Source organism: Arthrobacter sp. ISL-28, from assembly GCF_018613875.1.
GTDB lineage: Bacteria > Actinomycetota > Actinomycetes > Actinomycetales > Micrococcaceae > Arthrobacter.
Genome location: NZ_JAGGPJ010000005.1, coordinates 200,200 through 226,863 on the forward strand (window position 1 = coordinate 200,200; position 26,664 = coordinate 226,863).

The 26,664-nt window shown below is 65.4% G+C and carries 21 protein-coding genes; 15 read left to right on the plus strand and 6 right to left on the minus strand.

Features of this window, described 5'->3' with window-relative positions; genetic code table 11:
• Positions 1-178 precede the first annotated feature (178 nt).
• From J7E80_RS03745 to J7E80_RS03760, 4 genes are all read left to right on the plus strand, one after another.
• A complete protein-coding gene (locus J7E80_RS03745; RefSeq protein WP_215050133.1) occupies positions 179-685 on the plus strand; it encodes an HAD domain-containing protein in 507 nt (168 codons plus the stop codon).
• Between the two features lie 151 nt (positions 686-836).
• The gene (locus J7E80_RS03750) at positions 837-2,063 is read left to right on the plus strand and encodes an inorganic phosphate transporter (RefSeq protein WP_215050134.1); all 1,227 of its coding nucleotides are present in this window, start codon (positions 837-839) and stop codon (positions 2,061-2,063) included.
• Positions 2,060-2,281, plus strand: coding sequence for a hypothetical protein (locus J7E80_RS03755; RefSeq protein WP_215050135.1), 222 nt, complete (start codon positions 2,060-2,062; stop codon positions 2,279-2,281). The genes J7E80_RS03750 and J7E80_RS03755 overlap by 4 nt, the downstream gene beginning before the upstream one ends.
• 75 nt (positions 2,282-2,356) lie before the next feature.
• Entirely contained in the window at positions 2,357-2,908 is a 552-nt protein-coding gene (locus J7E80_RS03760) for a dihydrofolate reductase family protein (RefSeq protein ID WP_215050136.1), read from the plus strand.
• A 6-nt stretch (positions 2,909-2,914) separates the two neighbouring features.
• Here J7E80_RS03760 and J7E80_RS03765 read toward each other — a convergent pair whose 3' ends face one another.
• Complete coding sequence (locus tag J7E80_RS03765) at positions 2,915-3,451, minus strand: hotdog fold thioesterase (protein WP_251036394.1); 537 nt, start codon at positions 3,449-3,451, stop codon at positions 2,915-2,917.
• A 178-nt stretch (positions 3,452-3,629) separates the two neighbouring features.
• Here J7E80_RS03765 and polA point away from each other — a divergent pair, with 178 nt between their 5' ends.
• From polA to rpsA, 3 genes are all read left to right on the plus strand, one after another.
• On the plus strand, positions 3,630-6,272 hold the full coding sequence (gene polA / locus J7E80_RS03770) for a DNA polymerase I (protein WP_251036429.1): 2,643 nt from the start codon (positions 3,630-3,632) through the stop codon (positions 6,270-6,272).
• A 76-nt stretch (positions 6,273-6,348) separates the two neighbouring features.
• Positions 6,349-7,638 carry a GNAT family N-acetyltransferase gene (locus J7E80_RS03775; RefSeq protein ID WP_215050138.1) on the plus strand — a complete coding sequence of 430 codons (1,290 nt, stop codon included), beginning with the start codon at positions 6,349-6,351 and terminating at the stop codon, positions 7,636-7,638.
• 187 nt (positions 7,639-7,825) lie between these two features.
• A complete protein-coding gene (rpsA, locus tag J7E80_RS03780; RefSeq protein WP_215050139.1) occupies positions 7,826-9,301 on the plus strand; it encodes a 30S ribosomal protein S1 in 1,476 nt (491 codons plus the stop codon).
• 165 nt (positions 9,302-9,466) lie between these two features.
• Here the strand turns inward: rpsA and J7E80_RS03785 are convergent, their stop codons facing one another.
• Both J7E80_RS03785 and J7E80_RS03790 read right to left on the minus strand, forming a co-directional pair.
• Positions 9,467-10,033 carry a type 1 glutamine amidotransferase domain-containing protein gene (locus J7E80_RS03785; RefSeq protein WP_215050140.1) on the minus strand — a complete coding sequence of 189 codons (567 nt, stop codon included), beginning with the start codon at positions 10,031-10,033 and terminating at the stop codon, positions 9,467-9,469.
• Positions 10,034-10,189: 156 nt separating this feature from the next.
• Entirely contained in the window at positions 10,190-10,882 is a 693-nt protein-coding gene (locus tag J7E80_RS03790) for a YigZ family protein (protein ID WP_311380757.1), read from the minus strand.
• A 107-nt stretch (positions 10,883-10,989) separates the two neighbouring features.
• Between J7E80_RS03790 and coaE the strand changes: the two genes are divergently transcribed.
• The 4 genes from coaE to J7E80_RS03810 all read left to right on the plus strand — a co-directional run bounded on the left by coaE (position 10,990) and on the right by J7E80_RS03810 (position 17,126).
• The gene (coaE, locus tag J7E80_RS03795; protein ID WP_215050141.1) at positions 10,990-12,246 is read left to right on the plus strand and encodes a dephospho-CoA kinase; all 1,257 of its coding nucleotides are present in this window, start codon (positions 10,990-10,992) and stop codon (positions 12,244-12,246) included.
• The gene (uvrB, locus tag J7E80_RS03800; RefSeq protein WP_215050142.1) at positions 12,243-14,342 is read left to right on the plus strand and encodes an excinuclease ABC subunit UvrB; all 2,100 of its coding nucleotides are present in this window, start codon (positions 12,243-12,245) and stop codon (positions 14,340-14,342) included. Before coaE ends, uvrB begins: the two co-directional genes overlap by 4 nt.
• A gap of 237 nt (positions 14,343-14,579) precedes the next feature.
• Complete coding sequence (locus tag J7E80_RS03805; RefSeq protein WP_215050143.1) at positions 14,580-15,611, plus strand: TerC family protein; 1,032 nt, start codon at positions 14,580-14,582, stop codon at positions 15,609-15,611.
• Positions 15,612-15,752: 141 nt separating this feature from the next.
• Positions 15,753-17,126 carry an MFS transporter gene (locus tag J7E80_RS03810; protein WP_215050144.1) on the plus strand — a complete coding sequence of 458 codons (1,374 nt, stop codon included), beginning with the start codon at positions 15,753-15,755 and terminating at the stop codon, positions 17,124-17,126.
• Here J7E80_RS03810 and J7E80_RS03815 read toward each other — a convergent pair.
• Genes J7E80_RS03815 through J7E80_RS03825 form a run of 3 tightly spaced genes read right to left on the minus strand, consistent with a single transcriptional unit; the run spans position 17,112 to position 21,532 of the window.
• The gene (locus J7E80_RS03815; protein WP_215050145.1) at positions 17,112-18,458 is read right to left on the minus strand and encodes an alpha/beta fold hydrolase; all 1,347 of its coding nucleotides are present in this window, start codon (positions 18,456-18,458) and stop codon (positions 17,112-17,114) included. The genes J7E80_RS03810 and J7E80_RS03815 overlap by 15 nt on opposite strands.
• Positions 18,451-18,951 (minus strand): GNAT family N-acetyltransferase, encoded by a 501-nt coding sequence (locus tag J7E80_RS03820; RefSeq protein WP_215050146.1) that lies wholly within the window; start codon positions 18,949-18,951, stop codon positions 18,451-18,453. The genes J7E80_RS03815 and J7E80_RS03820 overlap by 8 nt, the downstream gene beginning before the upstream one ends.
• Positions 18,952-18,988: 37 nt before the next feature.
• Complete coding sequence (locus J7E80_RS03825) at positions 18,989-21,532, minus strand: RNA helicase (protein ID WP_215050147.1); 2,544 nt, start codon at positions 21,530-21,532, stop codon at positions 18,989-18,991.
• Positions 21,533-21,677: 145 nt separating this feature from the next.
• Between J7E80_RS03825 and J7E80_RS03830 the strand changes: the two genes are divergently transcribed.
• The 4 genes from J7E80_RS03830 to J7E80_RS03845 all read left to right on the plus strand — a co-directional run bounded on the left by J7E80_RS03830 (position 21,678) and on the right by J7E80_RS03845 (position 26,625).
• The gene (locus J7E80_RS03830) at positions 21,678-22,454 is read left to right on the plus strand and encodes a trans-aconitate 2-methyltransferase (RefSeq protein WP_215050148.1); all 777 of its coding nucleotides are present in this window, start codon (positions 21,678-21,680) and stop codon (positions 22,452-22,454) included.
• A gap of 177 nt (positions 22,455-22,631) precedes the next feature.
• Positions 22,632-24,455, plus strand: a complete 1,824-nt coding sequence (locus tag J7E80_RS03835; protein ID WP_215050149.1) for an ABC transporter ATP-binding protein — start codon at positions 22,632-22,634, stop codon at positions 24,453-24,455.
• On the plus strand, positions 24,452-26,248 hold the full coding sequence (locus J7E80_RS03840) for an ABC transporter ATP-binding protein (RefSeq protein ID WP_215050150.1): 1,797 nt from the start codon (positions 24,452-24,454) through the stop codon (positions 26,246-26,248). The genes J7E80_RS03835 and J7E80_RS03840 overlap by 4 nt, the downstream gene beginning before the upstream one ends.
• A complete protein-coding gene (locus tag J7E80_RS03845; RefSeq protein WP_215050151.1) occupies positions 26,245-26,625 on the plus strand; it encodes a GntR family transcriptional regulator in 381 nt (126 codons plus the stop codon). The genes J7E80_RS03840 and J7E80_RS03845 overlap by 4 nt, the downstream gene beginning before the upstream one ends.
• The last annotated feature ends 39 nt before the right edge of the window (positions 26,626-26,664 follow it).

Here is a 26,664-nt window from a genome sequence, read left to right on the forward strand (position 1 = left end):
TCTATAGAGGGCAAGCCCTGGCATGTGAGCACCGTCAGTTCGGACGGGCATCCCCTTGCCCGCGACCACGCCGGTTCCGTAGTTTTGGAAAAGAGCCAGGGGCAGGGGGGGCAACCACCGGGCCGCACTGGCTGCTGTGCCGGTGCCTTGGCTTGGGCCGCAACGGAAGGACCATGGCGTGGGAAACGTGTCGCTCTACCTGGACGTCGACGGCGTGGTGTGCCCCTTCGGAGCAACCGGCGATACCCCTTGGGGCTCGGCCTGGAAGTACGCGTACGCCGGCATGCTTGAAGTGGCGTTTGCGGGCGAGCTGGTAGGGGCCCTGAACCGGCTGGCACCAACGCCCGGGCTTCGCTGCGTATGGCTGACGAGCTGGGAGGAACTGGCACCGGCGGTCCTGTGCCCGGTCACGGGGCTCGACGGCGGCAGATGGCCGGTGCTGACGGCGGAAGGCGCGGGAAGCGGAGCCAGCTGGTGGAAGCTCGAGGCAATCCAGGCCGACGTCGACTTCGCCCGCCCCGAGGGGATCATCTGGGTGGACGACCAGCTTGCCTTCGAGGGACGTGCCCAGGCCTGGGCGGGGATCCTGGGCAGGCGTGCCCTGCTGGTTTCGCCCGACCCGAGGCGGGGGCTGTCCCCGGCGGAGGTCTCCGCCATCCGGGCCTTCGCGGAGGACCAGGTTTGATCTCCCGTTCCGGGCGCGTACGATCTATAGGGTTTCAAGCCCGTTCTGCAGCTTTGCAAATCCCATCGCGTGAATGTCCGGTGAACTTTGCTGTGCGGAGCAGGCAGGGAAATGGAACTGCTGATCGTCGACTCTGCAGATTGGGCAACAGGTGGATATCACCTTCATGGTGGCGCTGGTCATAGCGCTGGCATTATTTTTTGACTTCACGAACGGCTTCCATGACACGGCGAATGCGATGGCCACGCCTATCGCCACCGGTGCCATCAAGCCTAAAACGGCGGTGGCGCTGGCAGCGACCCTGAACCTCGTTGGCGCGTTCCTGTCCACCGAGGTCGCTAAGACTGTTTCGGGCGGCATCATCCGGGAGGGGAACGACGGCATCCAGATCACGCCGGACATTATTTTTGCCGGCCTCATGGGAGCCATCCTCTGGAACATGATCACCTGGCTCAAAGGGCTTCCGTCGAGTTCCTCGCATGCCCTCTTCGGCGGGCTGATCGGCGCGGCCGTGGCGGGCATCGGGTTCCACGCCGTGAACCTGGAGTCCCTGATGCAGAAGGTCATCCTGCCGGCGATCTTCGCACCCATCATCGCCGGTGGCGTTGCCTACGTCTGTACCCGCGTCGCCTACGCGCTCACGTCACGCCACGATCCGGAGACGGGCAGCAAGCTGACCCAGAAGCGCGGCGGCTTCCGGACCGGCCAGATTTTCACTTCCAGCCTGGTGGCGCTGGCCCACGGCACCAACGACGCCCAGAAGACGATGGGCATCATCACCCTGGTCCTGATTGCGGCAGGTACCCAAGATCCCGGCTCGGGTCCGCAATTCTGGGTCATCGGGGCCTGCGCCTTCGCCATCGCCATCGGCACGTACGCCGGCGGCTGGAGGATCATCCGGACCATGGGTGCAGGACTTACGGAAGTGAAGCCCGCGCAGGGCTTCGCCGCAGAATCCAGCACCGCCTCTGCCATTCTCGCCTCCTCGAACCTCGGTTTCGCCCTCTCCACCACCCAGGTGGCTTCAGGATCCGTGATCGGTTCCGGGATGGGCCGTAAAGGCACGTCCGTCCGCTGGGGCATGGTGGGGCGCATCGCACTTGGCTGGCTCTTCACCCTGCCCGCGGCAGGCATCGTCGGCGCCCTCACCGCGCTTCTCGTCAAGACCGGCGTCGTTGGCGTGGTGATTGCGGCGGTCGCTGGAACGGCGGCAGTCCTGTTCATGTTCTTCTACTCACGTAACTCCGCAGTGGGCCACCACAACGCCGTGGAGGTCGAGGAAGCAGGCCAGGCGGTCCGCTTCGCGAAGAAAAAAGCCCTCGCCCGCGCACGCGCCAAGGCAGCCAAGGCAAACGAGCCGAAGGATACTCAGCGATGAAGTGGTTGGAACTCCTGACAGTGGGCGTCGCCACGCTGGTGGCGGCAGTAACGGTGGTTGTCCTGTATTCACTTGGTGTCCGGCTTACCGCCATTGCCGGTGACCGGCAGGCGAGCACACCGGTCTGGGTCCGCTACCTCGCCTACGTCTGCTTCGGGCTCTGCGGCATCGCCGTGCTGTTCGGGCTCTACCTGATCATTCCCTACTTCAGCGGTTAGACGGCCACGCCTACGACGGACGGCAGGCTGGATACAGCACTGGGAACCGGGCCTGCGACTCGCTAGGCTGGGCGCATGTCCAGTGTCCAGTACTACGTGGCGTCCTCCCTCGACGGATTCATCGCCACAGCTGACGATGACCTAGCCTGGCTCCTGCAGTTCGACGGCTTCGAAGGCGGAAAAGAGAGCTACGAGTCCTTCATGGCCGGCGTAGGCTGCATCGTCATGGGCGGCAGCACGTACCAGTGGCTCATGGAGCACGAGCCCGGGAACTGGCCGTATCCGGGAACGCCCTGCTGGGTCTTCACGCACCACGAGTTCGCCGCTCCGCCGGGAGCCGACATCACCTTCGTGCGCGGGGACGTGCGCGAGTTCGCTGATGACTTCACCCGGGACGCCGCGGGCAGGAACGTCTGGGTTGTGGGAGGCGGCGAGCTTGCTGCCCAGTTCGCCGACGCCGGCCTGCTGGATGAGCTCATCGTCTCGATCATCCCCGTCGTGCTGGGTCACGGAAAGCGGCTGCTGCCCATGAACGGCCCGACGCCGCCACTTGAGTTAACGGACTCCCGCACCCAGGGACGGGGAATAGTGGAGCTCCGCTACCGTTTCGGCGGACAGTCCGCCTAACGTCCGCTACGCGCCGATGTCGCGGATCAGATTGGTGATGCGGGCGGTGGAAAGCCTGCGGCCCTGCTCATCGGTCATGACAATCTCATGCGTGGCCAGGGTCCTGCCGAGATGGATGGCGGTGCACGTCCCCGTCACGGTGCCCGCGGCAACCGCCCGGTGATGTGTTGCACCCACCTCAATGCCGAGTGCTTGCCGCCCCGGACCGGCATGCATGCCCGCCGCGAAGGACCCTAACGTTTCGGCAAGCACCACGTGCGCTCCACCGTGCAGGATTCCGGCCACCTGGGTGTTTCCCTCGACGGGCATGGTGGCCACTGTCCGTTCCGGGCTCATCTCCAGGAAGCGGATCCCCATCTTCACCACCAGGGCGCCGATGCCGTACTCGGCAAGCCAGTCGTGGAGGTGCTCCGGGACGCCGGCGGCAAACAGTTCTTTCCTGAACTGCGCTTCCACGACGGAGCGCGATTCCTCTGCGGATTGGGCCTCCCCGGTGGGCTGGCGTTCCCCGGCAGGCTTGGCGGGCGTGAAATTGTCCATCATGGGAACTAGGCTGGCACCTGTGAGTGAAACAACCAAACCGGCCCCTTTTCCGTCCACAACCGAGACCCTTCAGGACATCGCGGTGTCCTCGCCTGCCCGCCCGTCGGTGTCGGCCACCGAAGCCCCGGTCATCCCCCTGACGGATCAGCCCCGCCTCCTGGTGCTGGACGGGCACTCCATGGCGTTCCGGGCGTTCTTTGCCCTTCCGGCCGACAAGTTCTCAACCGCGCGGGGCCAGCACACCAACGCGATCCACGGCTTTACGTCCATGCTCATCAACCTCATCAAGGAGCAGAAACCCACCCATATCGCAGTGGCCTTCGACGTCTCGGATGACACCACGCACCGTAAGGCCGAGTACAGCGAGTACAAGGGCGGCCGCAATGAAACTCCCAGGGAGATGAGCGGCCAGATCGACCTTATCGACAAGGTCATGCAAGCGTGGGGCATCAAGACCATCAAAATGCCGGGCTATGAAGCCGATGACATCCTGGCCACTCTCGCGACCATGGGGGAAAAGGCCGGGTACGAGGTACTCCTCGTCACAGGCGACCGCGACGCCTTCCAGCTCATCACCGACAACGTGTTTGTGCTCTACCCCAGGAAAGGCGTCAGTGATATCCCCAAGCTGGACGCTGCTGCTATCCAGGAGAAGTACTTTGTGACGCCGCCGCAGTACTCGGACCTCGCCGCCCTGGTGGGGGAGTCCGCGGACAACCTCCCCGGCGTTCCCGGCGTCGGCCCCAAAACGGCGGCCAAGTGGATCAACCTGTACGGCGGGCTGGAGGGGGTCCTGGAGCACCTGGACGCGATCGGCGGGAAGGTGGGGGACGCCCTCCGCGAAAACGTCGAGGACGTCAAGCGCAACCGGCGCCTGAACCGGCTCCACACGGACTTGGACCTCCCGGTAACGCTGGACGAACTTGCGGAACCGCGGCCAGACGAGGCCGCCCTGGAACAACTGTTCGACGACCTTGAATTCAAGACGATCCGAGCCCGGCTGTTTGCCCTCTATGGCAGTGACGAAGTGGAGTCCGCTGAGCGCGAGAGCATCGACACGCCCGCTTTTGTGACCCCGTCCGGAGCAACTGAGCTGAATGCCTTCCTGGCAGCCGGGGCCGGGAAGCGGTCGGCCGTCGCGGTCGATCTGGTACCCGGACGGATCGGCGAGGATGCCGCGGCGCTGGCGGTCGTCCGTGACGACGCCGCCGTGTACATCGACCTTGCAGCCCAGGACGCCGCCGCCGAAAATGTCTTGGCGGAATGGCTGCGGGATGAGAAATCGCCGAAGGTCATGCATGGCTACAAGGCCGCACTGAAAGCCCTGTCCAGCCGTGGCCTGGGCCTGGAAGGGGTGGTCGATGACACCTCAATCTCCGGGTACCTCATCCAGCCGGACCGCCGCACGTACGAGCTCGCCGAGCTGGCCCATCATCACCTCAACATCAGCATCTCGCCGGAGACCGCCAAGGCGGGCCAGCTTGAGCTATCATTCGACGGCGACGACGTCGCAGCTGCCGGCGAGCTGGTCCGGGTGGCCGCCGTGGTCCAGGCCCTCAGCCGCTACTTCGAATCGGAACTGAAGGAGCGGGAGGCTGAGGACCTGCTGGCCACCCTTGAGCTCCCTGTCAGCCGGGTACTCGCCGACATGGAACTGGCGGGAGTCGCCATCGACATGCCTCGCATGGACGAGCAACTGGCGGACCTGGCCAAGGTGATCGACAACGCCCAGGAGCTTGCCTTCGCCGCGATCGGCCACGAGGTCAACCTCGGTTCCCCAAAGCAGCTGCAGACCGTCCTGTTCGATGAACTCCAGCTGCCCAAGACCAAGAAGATCAAGTCCGGCTACACCACGGACGCTGCCTCGCTGAAGAACCTGCTGGAAAAGACCGGGCACGAATTCCTGGTCCAGCTCATGGCCCACCGGGAATCGTCCAAGCTGCGCCAGATGCTGGAAACGCTCAAGAAATCCGTGGCCGACGACGGCCGCATCCACACCACCTATGCGCAGAACGTGGCCGCTACGGGGCGCATCTCGTCGAACAATCCGAACCTGCAGAACATCCCCATCCGCAGCGAGGAAGGCCGCCGGGTCCGCGGCATCTTCGTGGTCAGCGAAGGCTATGAATGCCTGCTGTCCGCAGACTACTCGCAGATCGAAATGCGCATCATGGCGCACCTCTCCGGGGACGCCGGCCTGATTCAGGCCTACAAGGACGGCGAGGACCTGCACCGCTTCGTGGGCTCCAACATCTTCCATGTGCCTACTGACCAGGTCACCAGCGCCATGCGGTCCAAGGTCAAGGCCATGTCCTACGGCCTCGCATACGGGCTCACGTCCTTCGGCCTGTCCAAACAGCTGGAAATTTCCGTCGATGAAGCCCGGACCCTGATGAAGGAATACTTTGACAGGTTCGGTGCCGTGCGCGACTACCTCCGCGGTGTGGTGGACCAGGCTAGGATCGACGGCTACACGTCCACCATCGAGGGGCGGCGACGGTACCTGCCCGACCTCACGAGCACGGACAGGCAGCTGCGGGAGAACGCCGAACGCATCGCCCTCAACTCGCCCATCCAGGGTTCCGCCGCGGACATCATCAAGCGCGCGATGCTGGGCGTACATGCCGAGCTGGCAGCCCGGGGACTCAAGTCGAGGATGCTGCTGCAGGTTCACGATGAACTCGTCCTTGAGGTGGCCAGCGGCGAACGTGAAGAGGTGGAGCGGCTGGTGACGGAGCAGATGGGCGCCGCCGCGGAGCTGAGCGTCCCGCTCGACGTGCAGATCGGCGTCGGCCCGAGCTGGTACGACGCCGGCCACTAGTAAATTCAGCATGCGCAGGGCACCAGATCAGGCGCCCTGCGCATGTCATTCATCCGGGTTCAAGGGGGAGCAGCACGTGGCAGACAGCTATGAGATCAGACGGTTCAGGGTGGCGGACAAGGGCGCGCCCGGCTACGCCCAGGGAACCGACTGGGTTCACGCCGTGGGCTTCGGCTTCCACGACACCCGGCGGAATGACGAATTCGTCGACAAGATCCTGGCAATGTACCGGCTGGACGGCCGCGAGCTGACGGGCGTCTACCAGACGGGCAAGGTTGCACCGCATTCGCTGGGCGCCAACATTCCCGTCGCCACTTTTGGCACACTGCGCAAGGACATGAATGTCGGCTTCGGCCGGCAGCTCCGGACGCACATGGTGACGGCGGTGACGGTGCGCGGGACGCACCGGCGGCAAGGCCTGCTCCGTCGGATGATGACCGAGGACCTTCTGGCCGCCAAAGCGGACGGGCTGGCGGTGGCAGCGCTCACGGCGTCGGAGGGGTCCATCTACGGCCGCTTCGGCTACGGCGTGGCCACCTTCGAGCGGACCATCAAGGTCGACACCGGGTCGAGGTTCCGGGTTCGCCATACTGCAAACGGGAGGGTGGAAATAGCGGACCGGAAAGTCCTCCTCGAGCTGGCGCCGGAAGTGTTCAAACGTTTGCACCGGCAGACCCCGGGATCCATCGTCCGGCAGGACGCCTACCGGCAGAGCGTCTCCGGAGCCGTAGGCCGTGACGGCGCGGAAGACGAAGCCATCAAGTGCGCCCTGCACTACGATTCTGCCGGTTCCGTGGACGGCTATGTCTCCTACAAGTTCGCCGGCTGGGAAACGAAGCCCTACACGATCGAACTGGTGGACCTGGTGGCAGCCACCAGTTCGGCCTATCTCGAACTCTGGCAGTTCCTCGGCAGCATCGACCTGACCGAGCGCGTCAGTTGGGCCGAAGCGCCGGTTGACGATCCCCTCGCCTGGGCCCTGGAGGACCCGCGGTGCATTGAGTCCTCGGACCACCGCGACATGCTGTGGCTCAGGGTCCTGGATACCGGCAAAGCTTTAGCGGCGCGGCACTATTCCGCGGACGGGTCCTTGGTCCTTGAGATCGCCGACGGCCTGGGGATCGCGGGCGGCATGTTTGCGCTCGACGTCAGGGAAGGCACCGCAAAGGTCACGACGGCTCCGGCCGGCTCGCGCCCGGACCTCTCGCTGGACGTCGGGGAACTCGGTTCCGTCTACCTTGGCGGGGTTTGCCCGGTGACGCTGGCCTCGGCCGGGCGGATCACCGAGCATGTCCCGGGAGCCGCGCTGAAGGCACGGCTCATGTTCGCCGTCGAACGCTCCCCGCACTGCCTGACGCACTTCTAGCTTTGACCGGGCTTGGCGGGGACCACTATAATGAACGGGCGTGTACCACGTGCACGTATCTAGAATCCACAAAATCAGGATGACCCGGCAATTCCAGCGGATTTGCCGAGGCCTGCGCCTGCGTTCCATAACGCGGGCGCGGTGGTTTGCCTGACCGACTAACTATCCACAACGGAGCCCCTACTACATGACCATCACCTCCACCGAGAAGCCCGGTACCCCCGTAGTCGCGATTAACGACATCGGTACCGCTGAGGACTTCCTCGCAGCAGTCGACGCCACTATCAAGTACTTCAACGACGGAGACCTCGTCGAAGGTACCGTCGTCAAGGTCGACCGCGACGAAGTTCTGCTCGACATCGGTTACAAGACCGAAGGTGTCATCCCCTCCCGCGAGCTTTCCATCAAGCACGACGTTGACCCCGGAGACGTCGTCTCCGTTGGCGATCAGGTCGAAGCCCTGGTGCTCACCAAGGAAGACAAAGAAGGCCGCCTGATCCTCTCCAAGAAGCGTGCTCAGTACGAGCGCGCCTGGGGCGACATCGAGAAGGTCAAGGAAGAAGACGGTGTTGTCACCGGTACCGTCATCGAGGTTGTCAAGGGTGGTCTTATCCTCGACATCGGTCTGCGCGGCTTCCTGCCCGCGTCCCTCGTCGAGATGCGCCGTGTGCGCGACCTGGCTCCGTACATCGGTCAGCAGATCGAAGCCAAGATCATCGAGCTGGACAAGAACCGCAACAACGTTGTGCTGTCCCGCCGTGCCTGGCTCGAGCAGACCCAGTCCGAGGTCCGCTCCACCTTCCTCAACAAGCTGGAAAAGGGCCAGGTCCGTCCCGGCGTCGTTTCCTCCATCGTCAACTTCGGTGCCTTCGTGGACCTGGGCGGCGTAGACGGTCTCGTCCACGTTTCCGAGCTGTCCTGGAAGCACATCGACCACCCGTCCGAGGTTGTCGAAGTTGGCCAGGAAGTCACCGTCGAGGTTCTCGAGGTTGACCTGGACCGCGAGCGTGTCTCCCTGTCGCTCAAGGCTACGCAGGAAGACCCGTGGCAGACCTTCGCCCGCACCCACGCCCTTGGCCAGGTTGTCCCGGGTAAGGTCACCAAGCTGGTTCCGTTCGGTGCGTTCGTTCGCGTCGAAGACGGCATCGAAGGCCTGGTCCACATCTCCGAGCTGGCTGTCCGCCACGTTGAGCTGGCTGAGCAGGTTGTCTCCGTGGGTGACGAGCTGTTCGTCAAGGTCATCGACATCGACCTCGAGCGCCGCCGCATCTCCCTCTCCCTCAAGCAGGCTAACGAGGGCGTTGACGCCGAAAGCACCGAATTCGATCCGGCTCTCTACGGCATGGCCGCTGAGTACGACGAAGAGGGCAACTACAAGTACCCGGAGGGCTTCGACCCGGAGTCCAACGAGTGGCTTGAAGGCTACGAGAACCAGCGGGCAGCCTGGGAGCAGCAGTACGCTGACGCCCAGACCCGCTGGGAAGCCCACAAGAAGCAGGTTGCCCAGCACGCTGCCGACGACGCTGCAGCTGCAACGTCCGGCGAGAGCGACTCCGGCACCACTAGCTACTCCTCTGAGCCGGCTGCTGCCGAGGCCGGTGCGGGCACGCTTGCTTCCGACGAGGCCCTCGCAGCACTGCGCGAGAAGCTGACCGGCAACTAATTGCCTGACGCTGTAACCGGCGCGGTGAGTCCGGCCCCCTGGGGCCGCTGGCCGATGCCCCGGTGATCAGCACTGGGCATGAAGCCAAAAGGTGGCCGTCCCTTCGGGGGCGGCCACCTTTTCGTTAAGTGCTGTTGAACCTAAGCTCAGAATGCGGTGCAGTCGTCAGGCCGTCTGGTCCGCATGCTCGCCTTCGGCGATTTCCTCCAGCACTTTGTCGTTAAACGCCCGCAGGTCGCCCGGCTTCCGGCTGGTCACGAAGCCCTGGTCCACCACCACTTCCTCGTCTGTCCAGTTCGCACCGGCATTCCGCAGGTCCGTCGCCAGCGTGTGGTAGGAGGTGAGGTTTCGCCCCTTGACCACGCCGGCATCAATGAGGAGCCATGGGCCGTGGCAGATCGCGGCCACGGGCTTGTGCTGCTCGAAGAAGCTCCGCGCGAAGGCCTGGGCGTCCTTGTTCACGCGCAAGTGGTCGGCGTTCACGACGCCCCCGGGAATCACCAGGGCGTGGAAGTCCGAGGCGTTGGCCTCGGCCAAGGTAAGGTCGACGTCGAACGTGTCCCCCTTGTCCACTCCTTCGAAGCCCTGTAGTTTGCCGCTCTTTGGAGCCACGAGAACGGGCTCTCCGCCGGCGTTCTTGACGGCGTCCCACGGGCTGGTCAGTTCGATCTGCTCCACGCCGTCCGTCAGCAGGAAGGCGACCCTCTTGCCGTTGATGTTGTGTTCTGACATGCGTCCTCCTTCATCGTGGCGCGCCGCCTGCGGCCGCACGGGCACGGGCCGGGGTTGGCGCGCGGTGTGCTGGCTTACACTTCAACCCTAGGAAGCAGGAAACTGATAAGCAAGCTGATTATTGCTTTCCTGGACACGGCAGTCCGGCGGCCGGCGTCAGCGGGGGAGCGGCCGGTCAACCCAGTCCGTGCCCTCCGGCTCCAGGTCCACGCTTCCCGCCGTCATGGCTGCCAGCCGCTCTGAAGCATCTGCCAGCACGTCGGGTGAATCCGGAAGGGCGAGCCGCAGGACGGTCGACTGCGGCTCGTAGCCGGTTTCAGCCATGACATAGCCGGCGGCGCGGAGATCGTTCTCGAGGCGCCCGGCCGCGGCATGCGGTACCCGGACGGCACACAGGCGGAGCCGCCGGCGCTGCACAAGGGGAGCGATCTCCAGCGCTGCAGACACCGATTCGGAGTAGGCGCGGACCAGCCCGCCGGCGCCCAGGAGCACCCCGCCGAAGTAACGCACGACGACCGCACTCACGTCACTGACGTCCGTCACCCCGGGCGCGGTTTCCCGCCGGAGCAACGTCTCCAGCATGGGAATCCCGGCGGTGCCGGAAGGTTCGCCGTCGTCGCTGGAGCGCTGGACGCCGCGGTCCGGGCCCAGCACGAAGGCGGAGCAGTGATGCCGGGCATCGTTGAATTCACGGCGGAGGTCCGCCACCAGTGCCCGGGCGCCGTCCTCGGTCTCCGTGCGGCGCAGCACCGTGATGAAACGGGACCTCTTTATCTCGATCTCAAGGCGGAAGTCGGGGCCGGCGGCCAGGGTGGTGTAGGACGACGTCCTGCTCTCTTGCTGTTGCACCGCCCAAGTCTAGTCCGGGCAGGGGCCCACGCCGTCAGGGTTCCCTGGGCGAGCGGAGTCAGGTCAGGGCGCGAGGTCAGGGGGGCCGTGGGGACTAGTCTTGGGGAGTGTTGAAGATTGGGTTGACGGGCGGCATCGCCTCGGGGAAGTCAATGGTGGCTGCGCGTCTCAGGGAGCTCGGAGCCGTGCTCGTCGACGCGGACGCCATTGCACGCGACGTCGTGGAGCCTGGCACCCCGGGCCTGGCGGCAGTCGTGCAGGCCTTCGGCCCGGAAATCCTCGACGCCAGCGGGCGCCTGGACAGACCGCGGCTCGGCGCGGTCGTCTTCAGGGATCCGGAACGGCGTGCGGAGCTGAATGGCATCGTCCATCCCCTGGTCCGGGAGCGGGCCGCCGCGGTGATCGCTTCCGCCCCCGCCTCCGCCGTCGTGGTCCAGGACATTCCGCTGCTGGTGGAAACCGGCCAGGAAAGCAGTTTCCATCTCGTGGTGGTGGTGGATGCGGCGGGAGACGTCCGGGTCCGCCGCATGGTGGAGTACCGCAGGATGACGGAGGAGGAAGCCCGCTCCCGGATGGCCGCCCAGGCACGCCGGGAGGTCAGGCTCGCCGCTGCCGATGTTGTCCTGGATAACTCGGGAACGCCGGAGGAGCTGCGGCGTGCGGTGGACCGGCTGTGGGAGGGCCGGCTCGTGCCGTATGCCCGGAACATTCACAACGCCACTGTGGCTGCCCGGCGCGGCGGACCGGTCCTCGTCCAGCACGATCCCGATTGGCGGCGCCAGGCGTCCCTGCTGATGGGGCGTCTCCGCGCGGCCGTTCCCGGCGATATCCTTGCAGTCGACCACATCGGATCCACGTCTGTTCCCGGACTCGACGCCAAGAACGTCATCGATCTCCAGCTGGCGGTGAAGGACCTGGAAACGGCGGACCGGATAGCGCCCCTGCTGGGCGCCGCCGGCTTCCCCGTCTGGCCCGGGATCCTGATGGACAGTCCCAAACCGGGGGTCCCGGATCCTGCAGCCTGGTCCAAGCGCATGCACGGCAATGCGGATCCCGGACGGCCCGTCAACCTCCATGTCCGCGTCGCCGGCTCGCCCGGCTGGCGCTTCGCCCTGTGCTTCCGCGACTGGCTCACCTCGGACCCGTCCGCGCGGGAGGCGTACGGGGCAGAAAAGCATCGGATCGCGGCACTCCACGCTTCCGACGCCTCCACGTACGGCTACGCACAGGACAAGGAAGCCTGGTTCACGAACACCGCAGGCCCGGGAATGGAGCGGTGGGCCGAACGCAGCGGCTGGCAGCCGCCGTCGTACGCTTCTTCCGGCAGCGGCAGATCAGAGAGCGGCGGTAGATTAGAGACATGAGTCTTGCGCAGGAGATCAACCGCGTCGTTGCGCCTTTCGAGGTCATCAGCGAATTCAAGCCCGCCGGCGACCAGCCGGCCGCAATCGCCGAACTCACCGAACGGATCAAGAACGGCGAGAAGGACGTGGTGCTCCTTGGCGCCACCGGTACGGGAAAGAGCGCCACCACGGCCTGGCTGATCGAGCAGGTGCAGCGGCCCACGCTCGTCATGGTGCAGAACAAGACGCTGGCCGCCCAGCTCGCCAACGAGTTCAGGGAGCTGCTGCCCAACAACGCGGTGGAGTACTTCGTCTCCTACTACGACTACTACCAGCCGGAAGCGTATGTTCCGCAGACCGACACCTTCATTGAGAAGGACTCCTCGGTCAACGAGGAGGTGGAGCGGCTCCGGCACTCGGCCACGAATGCGCTGCTGACCCGCCGGGACGTGATCGTGGTGGCTACGGTGTCCTGCATCTATGGTCTGGGTACCCCGGAGGAATATATCGCCGGCATGGTGACCCTCCGCAAGGGCCAGCAGATGAACCGCGACGACCTGCTGCGGAAGTTTGTGTCCATGCAGTACACCCGCAACGACATGGACTTCCACCGGGGAACGTTCCGCGTCCGCGGCGATACCGTCGAGATCATCCCGATGTACGAGGAACTGGCGCTCCGGATCGAGTTCTTTGGCGACGAGGTGGAGAACATCTACACGCTGCACCCGGTGACAGGCGAAGTGATCCGCGACGAAACCGAGATGTACGTCTTTCCTGCCTCCCACTACGTGGCGGGGCCGGAACGCATGTCCCGTGCCGTCAAGGCGATCGAGGACGAACTGGCCGAACGGCTCGCCGTCCTCGAAGCGCAGAACAAGCTCGTGGAGGCCCAGCGCCTCCGGATGCGCACCACCTACGACCTTGAGATGATGCAGCAGATGGGCTTCTGCAACGGGATCGAGAACTACTCGCGCCATATTGACGGGCGCGCGGGCGGCACCGCCCCGCACTGCCTCATCGACTACTTCCCGGATGACTTCCTGCTGGTCATCGACGAATCCCACGTCACGGTGCCGCAGATCGGTGCCATGTACGAGGGCGACATGTCGCGCAAGCGGACCCTGGTAGACCACGGCTTCCGGCTTCCGTCCGCCATGGACAACCGCCCGCTGAAATGGGACGAGTTCCTGGAACGCGTGGGCCAGACGGTCTATCTATCCGCGACCCCCGGAAAGTACGAGCTCGGCAAGGCCGACGGCTTCGTGCAGCAGATCATCCGGCCCACCGGCCTCATCGATCCCGAGGTTGTGGTCAAGCCCACCAAAGGCCAGATCGACGACCTCCTGGGTGAAATCCGATCCCGGGTGGAGAAGGACGAACGCGTCCTGGTCACCACGCTCACCAAGCGCATGGCCGAGGACCTCACCGACTACCTCCTCGGCCATGGCATCAGGGTGGAGTACCTGCATTCGGACGTGGACACCCTGCGGCGCGTGGAGCTGCTCCGCGAACTCCGGATGGGCAGCTTCGACGTCCTCGTGGGCATCAACCTCCTCCGCGAGGGCCTCGACCTCCCCGAAGTCTCGCTCGTGAGCATCCTCGACGCCGACAAGGAAGGCTTCCTGCGTTCCTCCACGTCGCTGATCCAGACCATCGGCCGTGCCGCCAGGAATGTGTCGGGCCAGGTGCACATGTACGCGGACCGGATCACCGACTCGATGGCGCACGCCATCGAGGAGACCAACCGCCGCCGTGCCATCCAGGTTGCCTACAACACGGAAAACGGCGTGGACCCCCAGCCGCTGCGGAAGAAGATCGCGGACATCACCGACCAGCTGGCGCGCGAGGATGCCGACACCCAGGAGCTGCTGAACAACAACCGCATGGCCAAGGGTGCCAAGCGGAGCAAATCCGGCGCGAAGGGTGCTGCGAAGGTGCGGGAGGACGGCCTCGCCGCCGCACCCGCAGAGGACCTCGTGGGACTGATCGAACAGCTGACCGAGCAGATGCACGGCGCGGCGGCCGAGCTGCAGTTCGAGGTCGCGGCCCGGATCCGCGACGAGGTGTCGGAGCTGAAAAAGGAACTCCGCCAGATGCAGGCCGCAGGCCACGCCTAACCCTCAGCGTGTCCGATTAGTGGAACGCTGCCCTGCTGTGGCAGGCCGAAGGCGCGGGCGGGTGCCGGCGTGGGGTAAAGTTGAGGTCACGTAGGGGAGTATCCCAAGCGCTACGGACGTCAACACGCAAGGCACGGATGCCTTGCCGGGCGTAGCGGGCAACCAATTCAGCACCAAGTGCACAGGTTCGCCGGAGAGACTTACACCGGTTTTCTGTACCCTGCGAAAGGTATCTCTGTGCAACTTCCCGTCTGGTTTGAGGTCGGCTCGTTCGTCGTCCTCGGCATCATCCTCGCGTTGGACCTGCTCCTGGTGCTTCGGCGCCCGCACGAACCCTCCATGAAGGAAGCCGGCCTCTGGGTGGCTTTCTATGTGGCACTGGCCATGGTGTTCGCCGGTGCCATGTTCATGTTCGCCGGACCTGAGTTCGGCGGTCAGTTCGTCGCAGGCTGGGTGACGGAATACAGCCTCAGCATCGACAACCTGTTCGTGTTCATCATCATCATGGCCCGCTTCGCGGTACCGCGTAAGTACCAGCAGGAAGTGCTGATGGTGGGCATTATCATCGCGCTGATCCTGCGCGGCATCTTCATCATGCTCGGCGCCATCGTCATCGAACAGTTCAGCTGGGTCTTCTACATCTTCGGTGCCTTCCTGCTGTGGACCGCTTGGAAGCAGGCCCAGGACGAAGGCGAAGATGAAGAGGACAGGGAAAACCCCCTCATCGAGAAGCTCCGCAAGGTCATCCCGATGTCGGAGAAGTTCGACGGCGGCAAGCTCCGGACCGTGGTCAACGGCAAGAAGGTCTTCACCCCCATGCTGATCGTCTTCGTGACCATCGGTATGACGGATCTCCTGTTCGCCGTGGACTCCATCCCGGCCATCTTCGGCCTAACCCAGAGCGCTTTCATCGTCTTCACCGCCAACATCTTTGCCCTGATGGGCCTCCGCCAGCTCTACTTCCTGCTCGGCGGGCTGATGAACCGCCTCATCTACCTGAAGCACGCGCTGTCCGTAATCCTGGCCTTCATCGGCGTGAAGCTGGTCCTGCACGCCATGCACATGAACGAGCTGCCGTTCATTAACGGCGGCCACCACATCGAGTGGGCCCCGGAAATCCCCACCTACGTCTCGCTGGCCGTCATTGTCGGCACGATCATCATCGCCGTGATCGCCAGCCTGGTCAGCTCCGGCGCGCAGAAGGCAAAGCTGGACGCCCGTCTTGAAGAGGATGCCAGGAAGAGCAAGAGCATGAGCGACGCCGAGTAATCACTCGTCTTACCCGCTGAACATTCGGACAACCCCGGTCACCTGTGGCCGGGGTTGTCCGTTTCTCCGTTTACTGCCTCCATAGCACCCGCAGAACTTTCTGCAGTGCCGCCGATGGCGGCTCCGGTCTATGCTCGGAGGATGGCAACCACTTCCTGGGCCGGGCCTGAGGTGCGCCGGGTGCAGCGGCGCACCGTGGCGCTGCTGGGGGCAGCACAGATCTTCAGCGGAATCGGGACCGGGGCCACGGTTTCCATTGGCTCGCTGCTGGCGGTCGAGCTGTCGGGCTCAACGGCCTGGGCAGGCTCCGTCGCCACAGTGATGACCCTTGCCGCAGCCCTTGCCGCGCTGCCGCTTGCCTCGCTCGCGGAACGCCGCGGCCGCAGGATCGGCCTGGTCACCGGACTTGCCGCAGCCCTGGCCGGTGCCGCGCTGATGGTGGTTGCGGTCGTCACCGGCATCTTTGCCTTCCTGGTCCTTGGCTCAGCCGGCGTGGGACTCGGCGCGGCCTCCAGCCTGCAGGCCCGTTTCGCTGCCCTGGACCTTGCCGAGGCCGAGCACCGGGGGAGGGCTCTTTCCGCCGTCGTCTGGGCCACCACCATCGGCGCAGTGGCCGGGCCAAACCTGATCCAGCCGGGAGCCGCCGTCGGCCAGGCGCTTGGCCTGCCGGCCATTGCCGGGCCCTTCGTCATTTCCGCCGCGGGACTGATGCTGGGCTGCGGCCTGCTGATCGCCGGCCTCCGCCCTGACCCGCTTCTGCTCGCCCGGGAGCTTGCGGCCGCAACGACTGCGGACGTCATCAAGCCGGCGCCCATCGGTCAGGTGCCGCTGCCCGTCAAACGGGGGACCCTCGTCCGCGGCCTGGGTGCAGTCCGGCACTCCCCACCCGCCCTGCTGGCGCTGGCTGCCGTCGTCGGGGCCCACGCCGTGATGGTGGGGGTGATGTCCATGACGCCGGTGCACCTCCTGGGCCTTGTGACGGCTGGTGATCATGCCGGCCACATGATGGCCGGCGACTCGCTGGTCATCATCGGCTTCACCATTTCCCTGCATATCGCCGGCATGTTCGCATTATCCCCGCTGTTTGGCTGGATGACGGACAAGGCTGGGCGAATGCAGACCATTGCCCTGGGCTTCAGCCTCATCCTCGCGGCGGTTCTGACAGCCGGGTTCGGGCAGGCCTCCACCGTGACTGTGGCCGCGGGTCTCATACTCCTGGGCCTCGGCTGGTCTGCGGCGACCATCTCCGGATCCACGCTCCTTGCCGAGAGCGTGAACCAGGAAGGCCGGGTCGCCGTCCAGGGTGTTTCCGACATGCTGATGGGTGCAGCAGGCGCCGCGGGTGGCGCCGTCTCGGGCCTGGTCCTGAGCTGGGCGGGATACCATGGCCTGAATATGGCTGGCGGTGCGGTCGCCTTTGCCGTTCTCGCCGCTGCTCTGGTCATGCTTCTGGCCGGCCGGCACGGAGTGTCTGGTGAAGCGGAGTTCGCCGGAGAGCGCTCAGGTCCGGACTGACCGGACCATGCCCAGCAGGCGGCCGAAGATCGCCTCGCCGTCATCTGCGATGCCATCGTGGTGGAAATCGGCGGTTTCCCAGGTCTGCAGCCCGCGGACGGCCGCTGCGGTTTCCATGGAGAACCGGCGCTCCACATAGATATCGTCGCTGTACACGGCGGCGGCCACGGGGACGGAATTGGCGGCGAGCTGCGACATGTCGTAGAGCGGCTTCCAGTCCGGTTTCGCGGCGACCAGCTCCGCCACTTCCTGGAGCGGGCGCAGGGCGTGGTCCTGCTCGAAGTACCAGGGATAGACCATCTCGCCGGTCAGGAGCAGTTCCGGGGCGTTCGGGCTGAACTCCGGGAACTCCCTGAGGACGCGCCAGGCGGCCCAATCCGTTGCACGCCCCTGGGCATAGATGGATTCGTGCAGCAGCGCGTAGAGGGGATTGCCGGCACGCGAAACCTGGGAGCGCACCTGCTCAAGGAAGGAATCGGAAAGGCGTTCGCCCCGGGGGCTGTCCACGAAGGCGTCTTCCAGGAGGTGGTGCAGCCCGTCCACCCTGGTGTTGCCGCCCAGGAAGGAACCCACCATCTGGAACCGCTCCACGGTCAGGCGTTCGCCGCCTGGCAGGAATTCTTCCGTGCCCCGGAGATGCCGGGCGATCCGGTTCACCGTCTCACGGTCTTCCGGATACCATCCGAAGTACTCGGCGTTGCGTGCTGCCACGCGCTTGAACGTCGCACGATAGACCCGGTCCGGGGTGCCCGTGAGCGGGGCCAGGCCGCCGGTAATCAGGACCTCGCGCAGCCCCTCCGGCGCGAACGAGAGGTAGGTCAGGGCGCAGAAGCCCCCGTAGCTCTGCCCGTAGATGGTCCATGGCTCCGAGCCCAGGGCGTGGCGGATCACCTCGGCGTCGGCAACGATGGAATCGGCCCGGAAATGTTCAAGGTAGCGGGCCTGGGTCTGGGCGTCACCCCGCGCGGGCAGCGTGTTGCGGTCGATGGGGGAGGACAGCCCGGTGCCGCGCTGGTCGAGCATGAGGATCCGGAAGTCCTTCGCGGCCGCCTTGTTCCAGCCGCCGAGCGACATCAGCCGGTTGCCACGGCCGCCGGGGCCACCTTGCAGGTAGACGAGCCACGGCAGACGTTCCACAGCAGCTTCGCTGTGTTCGGTCGACACATACTCGCGGGCGAACACCGTGATCGTTTCGGCGGTGTCCGCGCCGTCCGCAGGTGCAGTGAAATGGTCCAGCGGGACGGTGAAGTAGTGCTCAGTGGTGCGCATCCCGCGGAACTCGTGCCTGGCGCGAACGGTATGGACGGCGGAGTCCACCGTCGCCTCAGCCATGGACGCCCGCCGCGCTGCGTGCGCCGAACGCCGCCAGGGCCTCGCCTGTAAGCCGGAACGTGGACCATTCCTCCATCGGGTTCGCCCCGAGCTTCCGATAGAAATTGATGGAGGGCTCGTTCCAGTCCAGAACGCTCCATTCAACACGCGCGTAGCCACGTTCGACGGCCGTGGCCGCCAGATGCTGCAGAAGGGCCTTGCCGTGCCCCTCGCCGCGCCCTTCCGGGGTGACGTAAAGATCCTCCAGGTAGATGCCGTGGACACCTTCCCAGGTGGAGTAGTTCAGGAACCACAGTGCGAACCCCCGCACCTGTCCGGCATCGTTCTCGGCGATGTGCGCAAACACGCGCGGGTTGTCGCCGAACAGCACGTCCGCCAGCATCTCGGGGGTGTTCCGGACGGCGTCCGGCTCCTTCTCATAGATGGCCAGATCGTGGATCATCTGAAGGATTACGGGGACGTCGTTTGGAGTCGCGGGACGGATTACACTCATGTCTCCGAGCTTACTGCGTCACCCGAACGGGTGGATGTCAGAGCCTGTTGACCTCGGTCACGCGGACCACGGCCGTGCCGGTTTCGTCGGAGGCGGCCAGATCGACTTCGGCTGAGATGCCCCAGTCGTGGTTACCCGCCGGATCGTCGAAGATCTGGCGGACCGTCCATGCTTCCGGGCCCTCGGTGATCATCAGCAGTCCCGGGCCGCGGGCCGCGGGGCCGGTGCCGATGTCATCGTGTTCATCGAAGTAGTCGTCCAGCACGTCTTCCCAGCGGTCCGCGTCCCAGCCCGCATCGCCGTCGAGCTCGCCCAGCGCGGCCGCATCCTCGTCCGCGAAAAGTTCCACGCGCCGGAACATCTCGTTCCGCACCATGACCCGGAACGCGCGGATGTTCGACGTCAGCGACGGCGGCGGCGGAGGTGGCGCGTCGTGGGGGGTCGGCGCCGCTCCGGAGGTCAGCTCCTCCCACTCGTCCAGCAGGCTCGAATCGACTTGGCGGACCAGTTCGCCGAGCCACGCGATGAGGTCCTCAAGGTCCTCCCTCAGGAGATCCTGAGGCACGGTCTGGCGCAGGGCCTTGAAGCCATCGGCCAGGTACCGCAGCACGATGCCCTCGGAGCGCGCCAGCCCGTAGAACTGGACGAACTCGCCAAAGTTCATGGCACGTTCGTACATGTCGCGGATGATGGACTTCGGCGCCAGTTCAAAGTCACCGATCCACGGCGCAGCCTTCCGGTAGACCTCGAACGCCTCGCCGAGGATCTCCGCGAGGGGCTGCGGGTACGTCACCTCGTCGAGCATCGCCATCCGCTGCTCGTATTCGATGCCGTCGGCCTTCATCGCCGCAATGGCCTCGCCGCGGGCCTTCTTCTGCTGGGCTGAGAGGATCTGCCGCGGCTTTTCCAGCGTGGCCTCGATCACCGACACCACGTCAAGGGCATACGACGGCGACTCCGGATCCAGCAGTTCCAGCGCCGCCAGGGCGAACGGCGAGAGCGGCTGGTTCAGGGCGAAGTTCGGCTGCAGGTGGACAGTGAGGCGGACGGTCCTGCCGTCCGCACCCTGCTCCTCGGGCGGGATGCGTTCCACGACCTCGGCGGCCAGCAGCTCGCGGTAAATGCTCAGTGCCTTCTTCATGAGCCGGAGCTGCGACGGCCGCGTTTCGTGGTTCTCGGTAAGCAGGCGCCGCGCAGCAGCGAACGGGTCTCCGGGCCGCTCCATCAGGTTCATGAGCATCGCGTGGGTGACGGTGAAGCTGGAGGTGAGCGGCTCCGGAACGGACTCCACCAACCGGTTGTAGGTGGGCTCTCCCCAGGAGACAAAGCCTTCCGGCGGCTTCTTCCTGATCACCTGGCGCAGCTTCTTCTGGTCATCGCCGAACTTCGCCGTTGCCTTGGCCATGGCCTTGACGTTCTCCACCACGTGCTCCGGCGCCTGGACCACCACGGTGCCGGCGGTGTCGTAGCCGGCACGCCCGGCGCGGCCGGCGATCTGATGGAATTCACGGGAGTTGAGCAGGCGGGTGCGGACGCCGTCATACTTGCTGAGCGCGGTGAGCAGCACGGTCCTGATGGGCACGTTGATGCCCACGCCCAGGGTGTCAGTGCCGCAGATGACCTTCAGCAGGCCGGCCTGGGCGAGCTGCTCCACCAGGCGGCGGTACTTCGGCAGCATGCCGGCGTGGTGAACCCCGATGCCGTGGCGGACCAGGCGGTTAAGGGTCTTGCCGAAGCCGGCGGCAAAGCGGAAGTTGGCGATCAGCTCGGCGATCTTGTCCTTTTCTTCGCGGCTGCAGACATTGATGCTCATCAGCGTCTGGGCCCGCTCGATGGCTTCGGCCTGGCTGAAATGAACCACATAGACCGGTACCTGCTTGGTGGACAGCAGTTCCTCGAGCGTCTCGTGCACGGGGGTCTGGTGATAGTAGTAGTGCAGCGGAATGGGGCGCTCGGCCGAACTGACTGTTGTGGTGGGCCGTCCCGTGAGTTCCGTCATGCCGTCCTCGAAGCGGCTGACATCGCCCAGGGTCGCGGACATCAGGAGGAACTGGGCCTGCGGCAGTTCGAGCAGCGGGACCTGCCAGGCCCAGCCGCGCTGGGGATCAGAGTAGAAATGGAACTCATCCATGATCACGGACCCAAGATCGGCGGCCGCGCCTTCGCGCAGGGCGATATTGGCCAGGATCTCCGCCGTGCAGCATATGATCGGGGCGTCCTGGTTGACGCCGGAATCGCCGGTGATCATGCCCACGTTCTCGGCCCCGAAAATCTCGCACAGGGCGAAGAACTTCTCTGAGACGAGGGCCTTGATCGGGGCCGTGTAGTAGCTGCGGTCCCCGCGGGCCATCGCCTGGAAGTGCGCGGCAATGGCAACGAGGGACTTCCCTGAGCCGGTGGGCGTCGCCAGGATCACGTTGGCGCCGGTGGCGAGTTCCATGATGGCCTCGTCCTGGGCGGCATACAGCTCAAGTCCCCGGCTTTCCGTCCATTCCAGAAAGCGCATGTAGAGCGAATCCGGGTCAACCTCTGCTGTTGCGGTCCGTGCGGCCGGGGCGGGGAGCTGTTCAACAAGTTTCATTGCCTTCCAGCTTAGTGCGTGTGCCTGCGCAGCGTGCTTTCTCCCGGCGTCGGCGCTAGGCTCGCGTTGGCTGCCCCTTCGGGTGGCCGCCGTCAGGCGTCCGGCAGCTGGCGCCGACCCCGCCGTTTCGAGCCACGGAGGCCATGTGCACTGGGATCCCACCAAGTATGTCCAGTTCGGCGACTACCGCCAGCGCCCGTTCTTTGACCTGACCGGACGTATCGATGCAACTGCGCCGCGTGAGGTGGTTGATCTGGGATGCGGCCCGGGCAACCTGACGGCCGCCCTGGCCGAACGCTGGCCGGGATCCCGGGTGCGGGGCGTCGATTCCTCGCCGGAGATGCTCTCCAAAGCTGAAGCCCTCGCGGAGGCTGCAGTGAATCTGGAGTTCAGCCTCGGCGACATCGCCTCGTGGGCCCCGTCGCCGGAGACCGACGTCGTGGTGAGCAACGCAGCGCTGCAGTGGATTCCGGAGCACCGGGAATTGCTCCCGGGATGGCTGGACGCGCTCAGCCCGGGGGCGTGGTTCGCCCTCCAGGTGCCGGGCAACTTCAGTTCCCCTTCCCACACGCTCATGCGCCAACTCGCCGAATCACCTGCCTGGGCCGACAAGCTCGACGGCATCCTCCGTCACGATGATGCCGTCGCCGAACCTGCCCGCTACCTCGAAATCATGCTCGACGCCGGCTGCGCGGCGGACGCCTGGGAGACAACGTACCTGCAGCTGCTGCCCGGGGAAAACCCCGTCCTCGAATGGGTGCGCGGGACGGGCCTGCGGCCTGTCCTGGCTGCTCTCTCCAGGGAGGATGGCGCCAGGTTTGAGGAGGAATATGCCGCGCTGCTGGCAGAGGCCTACCCGGTTACGGACCACGGCACTGTGTTTCCGTTCCGCCGGATCTTCGCCGTCGCCCGGAAACTTTAGGGCGTCGTCGTTCCCCGTGGCGATCGACCATTGAACCGTACTCCGTTGGCGCGCGTCCTAGTCACCATGTAATGGTGGCTGTGATGTAGCTTACAAGGACCAAGTGGTTACGGAGCCGGGTCGCAAAGGCTCCTGTTGTGCACGAGCGTGGGAGGAGGCCGGGTGCTCTTAGGCCTGATGAGCCGCCTCCTCTCAGAACAGCGCACCTCGGTGTGGGCCATCGTCGTGCTGCAAATGATCCAGACTGCCGGCAATTTGATGCTCCCCACTCTGAACGCCAGCGTCATCGACGACGGCATCCTGGCCGGGCGGACGGACGTGATCCTCCGCCTCGGCGGCTGGATGGTCGCACTGTCGGTCGTCCAGGTTACCGCTGCACTCGGCGCAGGCTACCTCGGCGCTGTGGTGGCCATGAAGATCGGCCACCGGCTCCGACGGGACCTTTTCGGCAAAGTTCAGACCATGTCTTCCCAGGAGGTCGGTGCCTTCGGCGCTCCCAGCCTGGTCACGCGGGCCACCAATGACGTGCAGCAGATCCAGACCTTCGCCGTGCTGGTCTTCACCATGCTGGCCGCCGCGCCCGTCATGGGCATCGGAGGCATCGTCCTGGCAGTCCAGCAGGACGCGACGTTGTCCGCCGTCGTGATTGCCATTGTTCCGCTGCTGGTTCTGATCATGGCCCTCATCGTCCGGCGCTTAATTCCGCTCTACCGGCAGGGCCAGGAGCTGATCGACGGCGTTACGCGGATCCTGCGCGAACAGATCATCGGCGCCAGCGTCATCCGGGCATTTGTGCGGCAGGACCACGAGGCACGCCGCTTTGCCGAGGCGAACCGGAAACTGACGCGCAACAATCTCCAGTCAGCGCTCCTGGTGGCCGGGATGCTGCCCATGATCATGATCGTGGTCAATCTGTCGGCCGTGGCGGTGGTCTGGTTCGGCGGGCATCTGATCCAAAGCGGCAGGATGCAGGTCGGTGCGCTGACCGCCTTCATCGCGTACATCCTGCAAATCCTGCTGGCCATCATGATGGCCATGTACGTGTTCATGACCGCCCCCCGTGCAGCCGTCTGCGCTGAACGCATCCAAGAGGTGCTGGACGTGGAGCCCGCCATCGCCGGCCCTGCCCTGCCGTTCGCTGCCTCCGGCGTGTTCCCCCAGGGTGCCACTGCCGCCAGAACAGACGGTGCCGCTGCCGCCGGAACAGACGGAACGGAACACGCAGCCTCGGGGGACGTCAACGACGGGACCGTTGCCGCGGGGACAGTCGAGTTCCGGAATGTCGTCTTCGCCTATCCCGGTGCGGAAACCCCGGTTCTTGCCGGCATCTCATTCACCGCCCGCGCCGGCGCCACCACGGCGATCATCGGCTCCACGGGCAGCGGCAAGTCCACGCTGCTGAACCTGCTGCCGCGCTTCCTGGACGCCGTCGACGGTGAAATCCGCTTTGGCGGGCGGAACATCCGGACCTTTCAGCTGGACGACCTCCGGGCCCGGATGGCGATAGTCCCGCAACAGGCCTACCTCTTTGCCGGTACAGTCGCCGGAAACCTGCGGATGGCTGCACCCGGGGCCAGCGACGAGGACCTCTGGCAGGCTCTTCGGCGGGCACAGGCCGACGAGTTTGTCCGGAACCTGCCAAACGGCCTGAATGCCGCGGTAGGTCAGGGCGGCGCCGGACTTTCGGGAGGCCAGCGGCAGCGGCTCTGTATTGCCCGCGCCATTCTCCGGAAGGCGGAACTCTTCCTCTTCGACGACAGTTTCTCCGCCCTGGACTACGCCACGGAGGCCAGGGTGCGGCAGGCACTGGCACCGGCCCTGGGCTCCGCCGCCGTCATTATCGTCGCCGAGCGGGTTGCCAGCATCATGGATGCCGGGCAAATCCTCGTCCTGAATGAGGGCCGGCTTGTGGCCCAGGGGACCCACCGGGATCTCCTCCAGACGTCGCGCACCTACCGCGAGATCGCCGAGTCGCAACTCGCCCTGGACGAGCTGCCATGAAGGGGGCACATGCCGCCGTAAGGCCGGCCAGCCTCTTCTGGGCCGCATCCGCGCGGCTCATCGGGCTCCTGGCGCCTGTCAGGGGAAGGATGATCATCGCGATTGCAGCCACCTGCGGGTTCGCGGCTCTCAATGTGACGGCGCCGAAGCTCCTGGGTGACGCCACGGATGTCGTCGTGGAGCCCGTCATCGGCGGCATTTTTGATGAGAGCAAGCTGGCTGGGCTGCTCGCGGTGGTGGCATTGCTGTACGTCGGGGCATCGCTCTTCAACTGGGTTCAGGGTGTGCTCACGGCCAGCGCGGTGCAGCGACTCGTCCTCCAACTGCGGACGGCGGTTGAAGACAAGCTCCACCGGCTGCCGTCGTCACATTTCCAGGAACAGACGCGCGGTGACGTCCTCAGCCGGGCGACCAACGACGTCGACAATATCTCCCAGTCCCTCAACCAGCTGCTCACGCAGCTGATCATGGCCGTGCTGATGCTGTGCGGCTCGCTGGCAATGATGCTCTGGATCTCGCCCCTGCTGGCGGCGATAGCCCTCGTATCGGTGCCGGTGTCCACTCTCGTGACGGTGCTCGTTGCCAGGAAGTCGCAGGCGCATTACGCCGATCAGTGGGCCTCCACGGGAGCCCTGCACGCACATATCGAGGAATTCGTCTCCGGTCACGAGGTCATCAAGGCCTTTGGGCAGCAGGACGCCGTGGCGGAAATTTTCGGGTACGGAAACGACCGCCTGGCGCACACGTCCGCCAAGGCGCAGTACGTCTCCGGTGCCTTGCAGCCGCTGATGGTGTTTATCGCAAACCTCAACTATGTGGCGGTTGCCGTCGTGGGTGCCCTTCAGGTCGCGGCCGGAGCCATGACCATTGGCGGCATCCAAGCCTTCATCCAGTTCAGCAGGCTTTTCACCCAGCCCCTGGGGCAGATCGGCGGCATGCTGACCGTGATGCAATCCTGCGCGGCTTCCGCTGAGCGGGTTTTTGCGCTCCTGGACGCGCCGGAGATCCCGCCGGAGGGCCGGGCCAAGGCCGGGGAGAAGCGGCTCAGCGGGCGGATCGACTTCGACGACGTGACCTTCGGCTACGTTCCGGGCATCCCGGCGGTCCGCGGGGTGACCTTCTCCGTACTGCCGGGGCAGACAGTCGCCATCGTGGGCCACACGGGTGCCGGCAAAACCACCGTGGTGAACCTGCTGATGCGCTTCTACGAGCCGGACTCCGGGCGCATCACCTTTGGCGGCACCGACATCGCCACCGTGCCTCTCGATTCACTGCGGTCCAACTTCGGCGTCGTGCCGCAGGACGTCTGGCTCTTCACCGGGACCATCCGCGACAACATCGAATACGGGTGGCCGGGGGCAAGCGACGCTCAGATTCTGGCCGCAGCAGAAGCGACCCGCGTGGACCATTTCGTCCGTGCCTTGCCGGCCGGCTACTCCACGGAGCTCGGCAACGACGGCGACTCGCTGAGCAAGGGGCAGCGGCAGCTCATCACGATTGCGCGGGCGGAACTTGCCGGGCGCGGTGTCCTCATCCTGGATGAGGCCACCAGCTCCGTGGACACCAGGACGGAGGTGCAAATCCGGCTGGCCACGAACCGGCTGCGGCAGGGAAGGACGAGCTTCGTTATTGCCCACAGGTTGTCCACGATCCGGGACGCTGATCTAATCTTGGTCATGGATCACGGACGCGTCGTTGAACAGGGAACCCACCAGAGCTTGCTGTCCGGTGGCGGATATTACACACGGCTGTACAACGCACAGTTCCGCGGCTTCGGGGAGTCCGTCCTGTGAGCGCACACCACGCCTTCCCCGGGCAGTGGAAGCCCAACCACGCCAGTTCCGTCGCCCTCTATGAACAGCTCAGGCTCCACATCATCGAGCAGGCCGACCAGGGAAAGCTCGCCCCGGGTACCCGCCTGCCTGCGGTCAGGAACCTTGCCGAGGTTCTCAGCGTCGCTCCGCATACGGTGGCGAGGGCCTACAAGGAGCTGGAAGCCGCCGGCGTGGTGGCCACGAAGGGCCGGAACGGCACCGTCGTCTGCGCCCGGGATGAACGGTGGGGGGCCCTCTCAGCAGCCGCCGCCGACTATGCCGCTGCGGCAAAGTCACAGGGCGCCACCTTCGCCGAGGCCGTTCACCTGCTGGCCGCCGCCTACGACGCTGAATAGCAGGGCCACATGGATATTCGAAGAAGTTTTCGATTAGCA